Genomic DNA, 13,025 nt, shown 5'->3' with positions numbered 1-13,025 from the left:
CTTTGCTTCTATTTAGTTACAAACGCCACAAGGCTACATAGCGAAACAAGTTCCGTCACAAAAAGCCCCCAAAAGTAAATAGCCTTCTTTTCCTCTAAGTATCCTGTAAGCAAAAAGCACGCAACATGCTCCTGAGCAAACATTATGAAATACCGTTTGTGAAGGAGTGTGTTGCGTGCTTTCCTTATACTACTTCATGATTTATATGAAGGCTATTTACTTTTTACTTTTTGATCCAAGGCATCAATTTACGTAATTCGCCGCCCACTTCTTCTACTTGATGTGCTGCAGATTGTTTACGTTGTTCGTTAAGGTATGGGTAACCTGCTGCATAGTCACCAAGGAATTGATCAGCAAATTTGCCGTCTTGGATATCTTTCAATACACCGCGCATAGCTTCTTTCGCTGCTGCTGGGATTACTTTTGGTCCTGTAATATAGTCACCGAACTCAGCTGTATTGGAGATAGATTTACGCATTGTTTCGAAACCACCTTCGTAGATCAAGTCGATGATTAATTTCATTTCATGAACACATTCAAAGTATGCATTAACTGGATTGTAACCAGCTTCTACCAATACTTCGAAACCAGTTTGCATCAACGCACATACACCACCGCAAAGTACTGCTTGTTCACCGAATAAGTCAGTTTCAGTTTCTTGACGGAAGTCAGTTTCCAAAATACCGGAACGGCCACCGCCTACACCAGATGCCCATGCCAATGCCACTTCTTTAGTGTCTCCGCTTGGATCTGCGTATACTGCGTACAAGCAAGGAACGCCAGAACCTTCTTGGAATGTACGACGTACTAAGTGACCAGGTCCTTTAGGAGCGACCATGAATACGTTTACATCAGCAGATGGTTTAATTTTACCGAAATGAATGTTGAAACCATGAGCAAATGCCAAGTATGCACCTTTTTTAAGATTAGGAGCGATGGATTTTTCGTAAGTTTCTGCTTGCAATTCATCTGGAATCAAGATCATCACAACATCTGCACCTTTTACAGCATCCCCTGTTTCTTTTACTACGAAACCAGCTTCTTCTGCTTCTTTCCAAGATTTGGAACCTTCACGAAGACCGATTTGTACGTCCATGCCGCTTTCTTTCAAGTTCAATGCATGCGCATGACCTTGGGAACCGTAGCCAAGAACTGTAATTTTTTTACCTACTAATGCTTGTAGATTGCAATCTGCATCATAAAATACTTGTGTGCCTAAAATGTTACCTGCCATTGTGATAACCTCCTACTTTGTAATACATGTGTTAATGTTTATAATTTACTAGATTTTCTAGTGAAATTCAACTGATTTTCAGCCTTTCGGCTTACTGATTTACCATACTTAGTATGATAAATTTGTATAATTAAAAATATCTTTGTGCACTCTATAAAAACATTTTATAAAAGTACTTGCAGCCAAGGTCGATCTTGGACCCAAGTTACTTTCACAGACAAACCATAGAGCGCCGATAAAATCTCATCGGTAATGACCTCTCGTTTCGGCCCCGATCGAAAGATTTTGCCTTCTTTTAATAGTGCCACATGGGTCACTGTGGGAAGGATTTCCTCGATTTGGTGGGTCACGTAGATAAACGGACAAGGACTGTCCTGAGTCCCACGTTGATTGAGATGACGGAGCAATTGTTCTCGGCTCGGTACGTCTAACCCATTGCATGGTTCATCTAAGATGAGCAAGTCTGGCCTCGTCATCAGTGCTCGACCGATGAGGGCTCGTCGTTGTTCACCGGTGGACAATAACCCAAAGTGGCGATGTTGTAAATGTTGTAATCCCATATCTGCTAGGACCATATCACAACGTTGTTCTTCTTCCTCTGTCACTTCTCGATACACACCAATAGTGCCATGCGCTCCAGATAGCAAAATTTGTCGCACCGTTTCGTCTCGCATAGTACGTTCAAATTGCCCCAAGGTAGAGCTGACGAATCCAATACGATCTTTCACATCTTTCCAGACGCATTGTCCAAAGGTATGCCCTAGGACACGCACCTCACCACGGGTGGCACAGGTGTAGGCCATAATCATGCCTAGCAAGGTGGACTTCCCTGCTCCATTAAGGCCGAGTAATGCCCAGTTTTCCCCTGTGTTCACATGCCAGTCCACACCTTGTAAAATCGCTTCTCCATTGCGGACAAAGGTAACTCCTTCGTAATGTAACAACTCACCTTGCTTTGGTATAGCCATTACATTTTTTCTCCACGACTCATAGCGGTGCAACCTGTTTTTGCAATTTCCAGAATGCCATATTCTTTCATAATTTCTATGAAAGCATCTAGTTTCTGTGTTTCTCCTGTAATTTCCATCATGATGGAGTTAGGACCTACATCGAGTACATTACCACGATACACATCTGCTAATTGGATAATCTGCGGTCGCACAGATACATCTGCTTTCACCTTAATAAGCATCAATTCACGGCGCACCACTTGTTCTGGAGAGAAAATTTTGACCTTAATGACGTCAATCAATTTATAGATTTGTTTTTGAATTTGGTCTAATTGCACTTCGTCTGTTTCTACGGTCAATGTGATCCGTGCATGATGATTAGGGATAGATATGCCAGATGTCATTTGTGTAACGGAGTACCCACGACGATTAAAGAGGGACAGGATACGAGCCCCGATACCTGGTTTATTTTTAGTAATGACTAGCACTTGGTGTTGTCGTACTTTACTCATTGTCAGGGCCTCCTTTCAATCCAATCATATCTTTGGCGCTGCAACCTGCTGGAATCATTGGGAACACATTTTCTTCTTTTTCCACAACGCAGTTAATCACCACTGGCTCATCGGATAGGATAAGGTCTCGTAATTGGCTACGCAAGTCTTCGATGGTGGACAGTGTCACCCCTCGCACGCCATAAGCTTGTGCCAACACTTCAAAGTCTGGACTAATGGATAAATCCACGAAGGAATAGCGATGGTTATTAAAGAGTTCTTGCCATTGGCGAACCATGCCCAAGAAACCATTGTTGATGATGACCACTTTCACAGGGATATTATAAGCTTTTAATAGGAGTAATTCTTGGCTGTTCATCTGTAGGCCCCCATCCCCTGTGATGAGCACCACTTTTGTATCTGGTTGTGCTACTTGCGCACCGATAGCTGCTGGCAAACCAAAGCCCATCGTACCAGCTCCACCAGATGTAATGATAGTATTCGGTTTCGAATAGGTAATAAATTGAGATGCCCACATTTGATGTTGCCCTACGTCTGTGACCACGATGGCATTGCCCTTCACAATATTATCGATTTCTTGAATTACTTTTTGCGGCAATAAAGACTCTCCCTCATGAGGACGAACGCGAATTGGGTATTCCTCACGCCATTCACGGATGCGTTCCAACCAATCTTCATGGGTTTGTGGTGTTAGCTCATGATTCATTTCATTCAACACATGTTTCAAGTCCCCTACGATAGGTACGTCGATTAATTTATTTTTTTCAATTTCTGCTGGGTCAATGTCTACATGTACAATTGTTGCCTGTGGGCAAAATTCTTTTGGCACTCCTGCAATACGATCATCAAATCGTATACCCAATGCCAAAATTACATCCGCTTCATTGGTGGCATAGTTCGCATATACGGTGCCATGCATACCTAACATCCCCAAGGATAATTGATGTTCTCCCGGGAAAGAACCCAATCCTAGTAAAGTATTTGTAACTGGAATGTGACAGGTAGTAGCTAATTTATATAGCTCTTCTGTAGCGCCTGATAATAACACCCCATGGCCAGCGATAATCAACGGTCGTTTCGCTGCTTTTACAATTTCGATAGCCTTTTTGATTTGCTTTTTATGTCCAATATAGTTTGGATCATAGCCTTCTAGGGAAATCGGTTCATTAAAGATTGCTTCAAATTCTTCATAAGAGATTTCTGCTAATTGCGCATCTCGTGTGATATCTACTAGCACAGGGCCTGGACGACCGGTTGTGGCCAAATAGTAAGCTTCTTTCACCGTTCTCGCAATATCTCGAATATCTTGTACCAAGTAATTATTTTTCGTCACTGGCATGGTAATCCCAATGATATCGGATTCTTGGAACGCATCTTTTCCTAGCAAGTGGCTAGCCACCTGACCTGTTATGGCCAAGAGAGGAATAGAATCCATATGCGCCGTCATAATGCCTGTCACAAGGTTCGTCGCCCCTGGGCCAGAGGTAGCTAAGCACACTCCACATTTGCCAGAAGCACGAGCATAGCCGTCTGCCTCATGAGCCGCCCCTTGTTCATGGCGTGCTAAGTAATGGTTGATTCCCTCAAAATCATAAATTTCATTGTATATAGGAATTACGGCGCCGCCGGGATAACCAAATATGTCTGTCACTCCCAATCGCTTCAATGTTTCTAGGAGTATGCGAGCTCCTCGAATCATCTTCTGTTCACTCATAGTTTGTCCTCTTTCTATATCCATCTCATCCATTAGTCATGTTCATTAAATTCATTAGAACTGATACGGTGAATCGTATATCCACGGTCCGCCATGGCAGCCGTAATTTTTTTAATATGATCTTCCCCATTCGTTTCTACAGTCACCACCAACTCCACTTCATGGAAGCGATCTAGGTTCTTAAACTGATTATGTTCTAGTTTGATGACATTCGCATTTTGTTCTGCTAAGATTTCAGATACTGCCACTAATTGACCTGGTTTATCTGATAAATTCACAGCAAATGTAAAAATACGACCTCGTACGACTAAGCCTTTAGTAATCATGGACGCAATGGTCAATACGTCGATGTTACCACCGCTCAAAATACTAACCACTGTTTTGCCTCGCACCCGCAATTTTTTCAAACCTGCCACTGAAAGTAAGCCAGCATTTTCACCGATGATTTTATGTTTTTCCGCCAATAATAGGAAAGCTTCCATCAATTCATAGTCCGATACGGTTACGATTTCATCCACATAATTTTGGATGTATTCCAAATTCTTGGAACCGATTAATTTTACGGCTGCCCCATCTGCAATGGTACTCACCGATGGAAGTGCTACTGGTTTTCCCTCTTCTACAGCAGCTCTTGCACTGGCTGCGCCCTCTGGTTCTACGCCTATAATCTTTACTTGTGGATTTTTTAGCTTAGCTGCTGCTGCCACGCCGGAGATCAATCCGCCACCACCAACTGGTACTAAAATAATATCTGCATTTGGTAATTCTTCTAAAATTTCTAAGGCAATGGTCCCTTGCCCTTCAATGACATCTTCATCATCGAAAGGATGGACGAACACATAGCCGTGCTTCTCTTGTAGTTCACAAGCCTTTTCATAAGCTTCGTCATAGACTTCGCCAGCGAGCACTACTTCTGCTCCGTATTGGCGCGTCGCCTCTACTTTAATGAGCGGTGTATGGCGTGGCATAACGATAACTGCTTTAATGCCCAATCGTTGTGCTGCTAGCGCCACACCTTGCGCATGGTTACCTGCAGAGGCGGCGATAACGCCACAGGCTTTTTCTGCTTCTGTTAATTTGGAAATTTTATTGTATGCGCCCCGTAATTTGAAAGACCCTGTGCGCTGTAAATTTTCCGGTTTAATATATACATGATTGCCTGTTTCTTGCGAGTACACAGAGCTATGAATTAATTTTGTTTTCACGGCGATAGTAGCCAATCGCTCCCTAGCCTCCATGAAATCGTATAATTTATGCATATAAACGTCCTTTCCTAAGTATGTATTCTATCTACGGACCTGTACTTCCCTCATAGATATGTATCCTGACTACATTCCCTCTTATGCTTCGTCTAGGATTTCGATGGCACCTTGTGCGGCAGAGGATACATGCATAGCATATTTTTTCAAGTACCCTGTGACATCTGATTTGTACGGTGCTAAGTTTGCTTTTCTTCGTGCAATTTCTTCCTCTGAAAGTTTTACATTCAAGGAACGATTTGGAATATCGATTTCGATGATATCTCCATCTTCTACGATAGCGATAGTACCACCAGATGCTGCTTCTGGAGATACGTGACCAATGGATGCGCCACGGGTAGCACCAGAGAAACGACCATCTGTAATCAAGGCTACGTCTTTACCAAGACCCATACCTGTGATCGTCGCTGTTGGTGTCAACATTTCACGCATACCTGGACCACCTTTTGGACCTTCGTAGCGAATGATGACTACATCGCCTTTCACAATTTTATGACCCATGATCGCTTCTACTGCTTCTTCTTCACTGTTGAAGACTTTTGCTGGACCAGAGTGAACCAACATTTCTGGATCTACAGCACCTTCTTTGACCACGGAACCGTCCGGAGCTAAGTTACCTTTCAGTACAGCGATACCACCTGTGGTGTACACTGGGTCACTCCAAGGATGGATCACATCTTCGTCTAGGACTTTCACAGTTTTAGCAATCGTACCTTGGTCCACCAAGCTCACAGATTTCGCACCTTCATGCAAGTGACCTTGTTCTTGTAAACGATGCATTACCGCATACACACCGCCTGCAGCATGTAAGTCTTCGATGAAATATTTACCAGATGGAGACAATTTCGCCAATTGTGGTGTGTCTCCTGCAATGCGGTTGAAGTCGTCCAATGTTAAGGACACGCCCGCTTCATGAGCGATGGCTGGTAAATGTAGCGCCGTATTGGAAGATCCACCCAATGCCATGTCAACTGCTACCGCATTTTCAAAAGCCTCTTTCGTCAATACATCTTTTGGACGTAAGCCTTCTTGTAACACTTCCATCACTTGCATACCCGCACGTTTTGCTAGACGTAAACGCTCGGAGTAAACCGCTGGGATTGTACCATTACCTGGCAATGCCATACCCAATGCTTCTGTTAAGCAGTTCATAGTGTTCGCTGTATACATACCGGAGCAAGATCCGCAAGTTGGGCATGCTACGTTTTCAATATGTTCTAATTCTTCTTCGGAAATGAGGCCTGCTTCAAATTTACCTACTGCCTCAAATACATCGGATAAACCAATTTTTTTACCATTGTGCACTCCTGCTAGCATCGCACCACCAGAGACGAATACAGATGGTAAGTTCAAACGAGCCGCCGCAATCAACATACCTGGCACGACTTTATCACAGTTAGGAATAAATACCATCGCATCGAATGGTGTGGCCATGGCAGAGGCCTCGATGGAGTCAGCGATAATATTGCGTGTCACCAAGGAATATTTCATACCGATGTGGTTCATAGCCAATCCGTCACAAATACCGATAGTATTAAATTCCATAGGAATACCGCCAGCTTCGCGGATACCATCTTTTACAGATTGAACGAGATTTTTCAAATGTACATGACCTGGAATGATTTCATTGAAAGAATTGGCAATCCCGATGATTGGTTTTCCAATTTCCTCGTTAATAAATCCTAATGCTTTTAATAATGAACGATGTGGAGCTCTTGTTGCTCCTTTTGCTACTCTATCACTGCGTACCATATAATGATCCTTTCTACTTATATAAACATGATTTATAACACTTGTTATAGTTATATATTGTTGTCTATATACTATGTGCATAACACTGAAATAATTGAATGGGATTTCTATTGGATAGTTCTATGATTTTATATCCAACAGGTTCCCAATCCACATCTAGTATTCTGACATACTATATTAGACATAAAAAAGGGCGATCCCTGAGGAATCGCCTTTTCATATATATGTATGCACGTTAATCAAATAGACTACAACAACCTAGATTCCTTATGTTGTACACAAAGAAACCTAAGATGGTAGCTCTACCGAAGAAAAGGCGACCTCTATGGAATTGTTAGTTCTAATGACGTTCACTAAAATGAACAGGACGAGCACGAGAATTGCTAACAATGCCATGATAATCTCCTTTCTGTACGATATGCGTACGAATCTTAACTATAAGTGTAATACTTTAAAAACAAAATAACTGTCTACTATTGTAACACCTTTGTCCACTGTGCGCAAGTATTTTATTCCCCTAAAAAGCGTTTTGCCTCGCAGTAGTTTACGATACCTTCTACTACTTTTTTAGCTTCACGCATAGCCAATACTACGGTAGCTGGTTTATGCACTACGTCACCGCCTGCGAATACACCTTGACGGCTTGTCATACCATATGGCATATCTCGTGTCACCACATAGCCAGACTCATTCACTTCAATACCATTACCAGGACCCACTAAGCGTGTGTTTGGTTTGTGACCGATGGCCACGATGATTTTATCCGCTGGTAACGTAAAGTCTTCGCCAGTGCTTTTCACAGATCCATCTTCTTGTAATTCTTGTCGTATAAATGTCAACCCTTCCACGATATCTGAACCTATTACTTCTTTTGGAGCGGCTAAGAATTCAAAATGAACGCCTTCTTCTTTTGCTTCTTCAAATTCAGATGGATTTGCTGGCATTTGTTCTTCTCCGCGGCGGTACGTCACTGTTACACTTTCAGCACCAAGACGAACACAAGTACGAGCCGCATCCATCGCCACATTACCAGCACCGATGATGAGAACTTTATCACCTTTATATACAGGAATTAATGATTCTTCAGCTCTACCATTTTGTACTAATTGTACAGATGTCAATAATGCCATCGCCTGTAACATACCTGCTTTGTCATCACCTGGTAAAGAAATTTCCATTGGCACATGAGTACCGGTAGCAATAAAGATAGCATCAAAACCTTCTTCAAACAGAGCATCTAAGTTACGATCTGGACCGATAGTGACATTACATTCAAAAGTAACACCTAATGTTTCTAAACGCTTCACTTCACGACGTACAATTTCTTTGCCTAAACGGAACTCCGGAATCCCAAACAATAGGATACCACCTGGCTCATCTTGGCGTTCAAATACTGTCACATCATAGCCTAATTTTGCCATATCTCCAGCCACTGTTAATCCAGCAGGGCCAGAACCAATAATAGCGATTTTACCTTGGTCTTTACGATTTGGTTTTATCTTGCGAAGATTATTATTGCTTTCAAAATCTGCAGCAAAGCGCTCCAATTTACCGATATTAATGGGTTTGTTCGCACGATTTAAAATACATGCCCCTTCACATTGTTTTTCACGAGCACACACACGGCCGCACACCGCTGGCAAGCTGCTACGCTCTGCAATAATATCGTTGGCTAATCCAAAATTACCATGTGCAATAGCTTGGATGAAACGAGGAATTTCATTTTCAATAGGACAACCTGTACGGCACAATGGCTTCGCACAGTTCAAACAACGCTTTGCCTCTGCAAAGGCCTCTTCCATCGTATAATCTTTATCAAATTCTAGTTCATGTCTTAACTCCATAAAGACCTCCTTGCACCACTCTGGTGACACACTTTTCCTTTATATACTCTATGTATAGGTTCTTATTGATTCCGATATCATATCTATAGTATACCATAGGCAACTATACTTCACTGTAACAATGGCTACACCCTTGCTATATCTATGACTATAAGTGCTCCTTTTCTTAGTGAAAGTACTAAAAGATATATTCTATAGTATATCATATGTGCGCACTGTGTGTAACTATGTATTTTTATATATTATGAAACGATACGCCTATCGTTTCACTATCCTTGCAACGATGCAAAAAAGAGGTCCACCTCATGGGTAGACCTCTATATTCATAGTGATTAGTTTGCAGATGTAATGGTTCCTTTGAAAGTTTCTGCAATGAATTGTTTAATGGCCTCAGACTGATAAATCTCTGCAATTTTTTTGTATGTTGCGTTGTCTTTATCTTGTTCACGTGTAGCCAAGATCATCACTGCTAATGGCTCATCTTTTGGTTCTAAGTACAATCCTTTTTCACCTACGTTGATACCTGCGCTTTGCACGTAGTTCATCGGAATCGTCGCTAATGTCACATCATCTAAGCTACGAGGTAATTGTGCTGCCTCTAGCTCTTGAATTTTTAGGTTCTTAGGATTTTCCACAATGTCTGCTACTGTAGCTTTAAAACCAACGCCTTCTTTCAATTTAATAAGACCTGCTCGTTGTAACAAGGCTAAGGCACGTCCACCATTCGTTGGATCATTTGGAATTGCTACTGTGTCGCCGTCTTTCACATCGATAGGAGATTTTACAGAATTACTGTAGATACCCATTGGCATTAAAATGGTTTTGCCGATTGGCACTAGTTTAGAATTATTTTGCTTGTTAAAGTTTTCCAAGAACGGCACATGTTGATATGCGTTCAATTGGATATCTCCGTCTGCCAAGGCTTTATCTGGTGTGATATAGTCGGAAAATTCTACTACTTTCAACTGGATGCCTTGCTTTTGTGCTTCCTTCGCTACCGCCTCAGCCACTTGTGCATGAGGACCTGCCGTAGCGCCAATTTTAATTTCTTGCGTTGTTGTCGATGTACTACAGCCCGCAATACCTAACGCCAATATACCCACCAATAGTGGTGTGAATAGTGATTTTAATTTCATAATTCTATCCTTTCATAACTACAAATACTACTAATAAAATTTATATTTCAATTCTGAGTATACAGAATATCATAAGAATCTTCTCTTGCCCAATATAAATTTTATTACACTATTAATAGGTAAAAACTATAAATTATATACATTAAAACTTTTTTTCATAGTCATAGATGATTGAATTTCTAGCCTATTTAAGCTATTATAACTATGATTTTATATGAAAGGAGTAACTATATGTCAACTTTTTACAAATGGCATAAGAGAATATCTATCTTTTCTATTATATTTTTTCTTATGTTTTGCATTACCGGTTTATTATTATTATTTAGAAATGAATTAAATGCTTGGTCTTTAGGACAACCCTCTCATAGTACATCTACTATGACAATGAGTCCATACTCATCCTCTATATTTGATGCAGCAGATGCGGGTGCTGCATTAGTAAAACAACAATATCCATCCAAAGATATTTTGAATATTTCTCCAACCATGAATAGATCTAACCTATTACGCTATAGAATTATTGATTCATCAGCCACATCTGCCCCACCTGCACGAATGGGTATGGGAGGAGACTATACCTTATATAATCCAAATTCTAATACACTTGTTGAATCTCATCGTGTCACCCCTACGCATCCATGGGTACGAAGTGCACTACACACAATTCATGAATTACATACTCGATTAGCCTTAGGAAAATTTGGTATTTATCTTGTAACTATTCTATCTATGATATGCTTCTTATCCATCCTTAGTGGTATCTTTTTATACGGCCCTTTCAGTTCCGCCTATAAACGAAGTACACAAACATCAAATCGATTACAAATCAGCGCTCTGCATCGTGAATTTTCTATGATTGCTTCTGTTTGGGGAATTATATTATCTCTAACAGGTGTATGGATTGGAGGTTTTTTTATTGCTAATGATTATTACACAAAAAATGTAGCCTCTATAGCAACACAAGAATTAGCTAATCATACATCCGAAATTTTATCTCCTTCTGAAGCAATTCAACGAATCCTATCAACCTATCCTAATCGTCAACTTATTTCTATGGATTATCCATCAAAATTTAACAATTATCACTATGCCTTTTATTTAGGTAGCCAAAATGATGAGGATCCTGCCATGTTTTTAGGTCAGCCTGTATATGCCAATTTATATAGTGATTCAACTCTCGATCAATATGCAACAAAAGAAATTCCTTGGTATTTCACCGGAATGAAAACTATGATAAACTTACATATTCATAATCATAATTCCATGGTATTAAAAATATTATGGGCCATATGGGATACTATTATCATCATTGGTATGTTATTAGGTATTATCCTAACGATTATGAAACGATATCATATCCCTATGAAAACTACATCTATAAAATCTACCTTATCTCCTACTCATATTTGGAGAATTCCTGCTATATCTAGTGTATTCATCGCTTGTGGTCTTATCATTCCAATGTGGCCTAATTCTATGACAGAAACAATTGGTGCTATTTGCTTATTGATTCCTTTAGTACTATTTATATACTCTTTATATCAACACTATACTCGAATACGAGAAACTCTATAATATATTCATGGTAGTCTTTCTTATAAACCCATGAAAAAACCGATGTCACAGATATATCTTTCTATGACATCGGTTTTTATCTATGGTGCGCCCAGAGGGAATTGAACCCCCGACCTGCAGTTTAGGAAACTGTCGCTCTATCCTACTGAGCTATGAACGCAAGTATACATCTATTATAGTCTAACTGTACTATACCTAGCAATATGAAATCTAAAATAAGATTCGATCTGTATCCTATGTGCATATCCACAATACAGAACATTTTTTCTAACCTTTTAAGATTCAATAAAGCCTTATTTTACAAGGGTTATTCACTTTTTGTGTATAAGATGTGTATAACTATAGAGTTATTAACATCAAATACACAAGGTATTAACAATCTACTCACAACCTATACTCATAGTTATACACTTAGTTATCCACAGTTTAGTGGATAACTGTTCCATATGTACGATAAAAGTATCTTTTTTGTTCTATTTTTACACTATATCCACTAGTATTGTCTATCTACCCATGACATAGATGTACTATTACTTACATATACGATAATACAAAGCTATATCTCATCATCTACTACATACACAATAAGCCTATAGAACATAGCTAACCTGTTCTATAGGCTTTATCATATACATGGTATATATCAGATTTTCTCTTACCAGGATACTTTCAGTATGCACCGCATCGTATCTTATAAGTACTGACTATCCGCCATATGCTCTCACTTATTCAGCAAAGTGTAATTGACCATTCACTTCTACTGGAATGCCCCAATCAACTTGTACGCCATTTTTGTTCCACATGCGAGTTAAGGCTAATTTTAAGTTATCGTAGGAGTCCAATGGTTGCACTGTCAACTCATCATATGTGTTTAATCCTGTGGCATGCATTACTGTTTGTTCTGCTTGCAAATAAGATTCTACTTTCTCTTTCCAAGTTACATCCTCTAATACCACTTGGCATTCTTTTGTTTCTTTGTTATACGCAATATGACCTCGCTCATTATCTCCATAATGAATTGCTAAATATACCCATTCCATGGTGTACCC

General features: G+C 40.2%; 10 protein-coding genes and 1 tRNA gene. 1 reads left to right on the top strand and 10 read right to left on the bottom strand.

All coding sequences use genetic code 11. The annotated features are described in order from the left end of the window. Positions 1-223: 223 nt before the first annotated feature. The 8 genes from ilvC to HMPREF3032_RS04265 form a co-directional block, all read right to left on the bottom strand. Positions 224-1,234 carry a ketol-acid reductoisomerase gene (gene ilvC / locus HMPREF3032_RS04300; RefSeq protein WP_062402290.1) on the bottom strand — a complete coding sequence of 337 codons (1,011 nt, stop codon included), beginning with the start codon at positions 1,232-1,234 and terminating at the stop codon, positions 224-226. A 164-nt stretch (positions 1,235-1,398) separates the two neighbouring features. Further along, entirely contained in the window at positions 1,399-2,202 is an 804-nt protein-coding gene (locus HMPREF3032_RS04295; protein WP_062402287.1) for an ABC transporter ATP-binding protein, read from the bottom strand. Next, positions 2,202-2,696, bottom strand: coding sequence for an acetolactate synthase small subunit (ilvN, locus tag HMPREF3032_RS04290; protein ID WP_009353959.1), 495 nt, complete (start codon positions 2,694-2,696; stop codon positions 2,202-2,204). Before ilvN ends, HMPREF3032_RS04295 begins: the two co-directional genes overlap by 1 nt. Beyond that, complete coding sequence (gene ilvB, locus HMPREF3032_RS04285) at positions 2,689-4,410, bottom strand: biosynthetic-type acetolactate synthase large subunit (RefSeq protein ID WP_062402283.1); 1,722 nt, start codon at positions 4,408-4,410, stop codon at positions 2,689-2,691. The genes ilvN and ilvB overlap by 8 nt, the downstream gene beginning before the upstream one ends. 32 nt (positions 4,411-4,442) lie before the next feature. Then, complete coding sequence (ilvA, locus tag HMPREF3032_RS04280) at positions 4,443-5,669, bottom strand: threonine ammonia-lyase (RefSeq protein WP_062402280.1); 1,227 nt, start codon at positions 5,667-5,669, stop codon at positions 4,443-4,445. 81 nt (positions 5,670-5,750) lie between these two features. Continuing rightward, positions 5,751-7,421, bottom strand: coding sequence for a dihydroxy-acid dehydratase (ilvD, locus tag HMPREF3032_RS04275; RefSeq protein WP_062402278.1), 1,671 nt, complete (start codon positions 7,419-7,421; stop codon positions 5,751-5,753). A gap of 509 nt (positions 7,422-7,930) precedes the next feature. Then, positions 7,931-9,265, bottom strand: coding sequence for an NAD(P)-dependent oxidoreductase (locus HMPREF3032_RS04270; protein ID WP_062402276.1), 1,335 nt, complete (start codon positions 9,263-9,265; stop codon positions 7,931-7,933). A gap of 332 nt (positions 9,266-9,597) precedes the next feature. Further along, a complete protein-coding gene (locus HMPREF3032_RS04265) occupies positions 9,598-10,401 on the bottom strand; it encodes a MetQ/NlpA family ABC transporter substrate-binding protein (protein ID WP_062402273.1) in 804 nt (267 codons plus the stop codon). A 231-nt stretch (positions 10,402-10,632) separates the two neighbouring features. On the opposite strand from HMPREF3032_RS04265, the gene HMPREF3032_RS04260 reads away from it, so the two are divergent. Next, on the top strand, positions 10,633-11,976 hold the full coding sequence (locus HMPREF3032_RS04260; RefSeq protein ID WP_062402270.1) for a PepSY-associated TM helix domain-containing protein: 1,344 nt from the start codon (positions 10,633-10,635) through the stop codon (positions 11,974-11,976). Between the two features lie 83 nt (positions 11,977-12,059). Here HMPREF3032_RS04260 and HMPREF3032_RS04255 read toward each other — a convergent pair. Then, positions 12,060-12,136 (bottom strand) — tRNA-Arg (locus HMPREF3032_RS04255). Positions 12,137-12,701: 565 nt separating this feature from the next. Continuing rightward, positions 12,702-13,016 carry a hypothetical protein gene (locus tag HMPREF3032_RS04250; protein WP_009353965.1) on the bottom strand — a complete coding sequence of 105 codons (315 nt, stop codon included), beginning with the start codon at positions 13,014-13,016 and terminating at the stop codon, positions 12,702-12,704. Between the last annotated feature and the right edge of the window lie 9 nt (positions 13,017-13,025).

The organism is Veillonella sp. DNF00869, from assembly GCF_001553345.1.
Lineage (GTDB): Bacteria > Bacillota > Negativicutes > Veillonellales > Veillonellaceae > F0422.
This window is presented reverse-complemented; position numbering and strand designations above follow the sequence as displayed.

Coding starts and splice junctions, on each gene's coding strand:
- ilvA (WP_062402280.1), bottom strand. CDS start 5,669: ATGCATAAATTATACGATTTCATGGAGGCTAGGGAGCGATTGGCTACT.
- HMPREF3032_RS04260 (WP_062402270.1), top strand. CDS start 10,633: ATGTCAACTTTTTACAAATGGCATAAGAGAATATCTATCTTTTCTATT.
- HMPREF3032_RS04295 (WP_062402287.1), bottom strand. CDS start 2,202: ATGGCTATACCAAAGCAAGGTGAGTTGTTACATTACGAAGGAGTTACC.
- ilvB (WP_062402283.1), bottom strand. CDS start 4,410: ATGAGTGAACAGAAGATGATTCGAGGAGCTCGCATACTCCTAGAAACA.
- ilvN (WP_009353959.1), bottom strand. CDS start 2,696: ATGAGTAAAGTACGACAACACCAAGTGCTAGTCATTACTAAAAATAAA.
- ilvD (WP_062402278.1), bottom strand. CDS start 7,421: ATGGTACGCAGTGATAGAGTAGCAAAAGGAGCAACAAGAGCTCCACAT.
- HMPREF3032_RS04270 (WP_062402276.1), bottom strand. CDS start 9,265: ATGGAGTTAAGACATGAACTAGAATTTGATAAAGATTATACGATGGAA.
- HMPREF3032_RS04250 (WP_009353965.1), bottom strand. CDS start 13,016: ATGGAATGGGTATATTTAGCAATTCATTATGGAGATAATGAGCGAGGT.
- ilvC (WP_062402290.1), bottom strand. CDS start 1,234: ATGGCAGGTAACATTTTAGGCACACAAGTATTTTATGATGCAGATTGC.
- HMPREF3032_RS04265 (WP_062402273.1), bottom strand. CDS start 10,401: ATGAAATTAAAATCACTATTCACACCACTATTGGTGGGTATATTGGCG.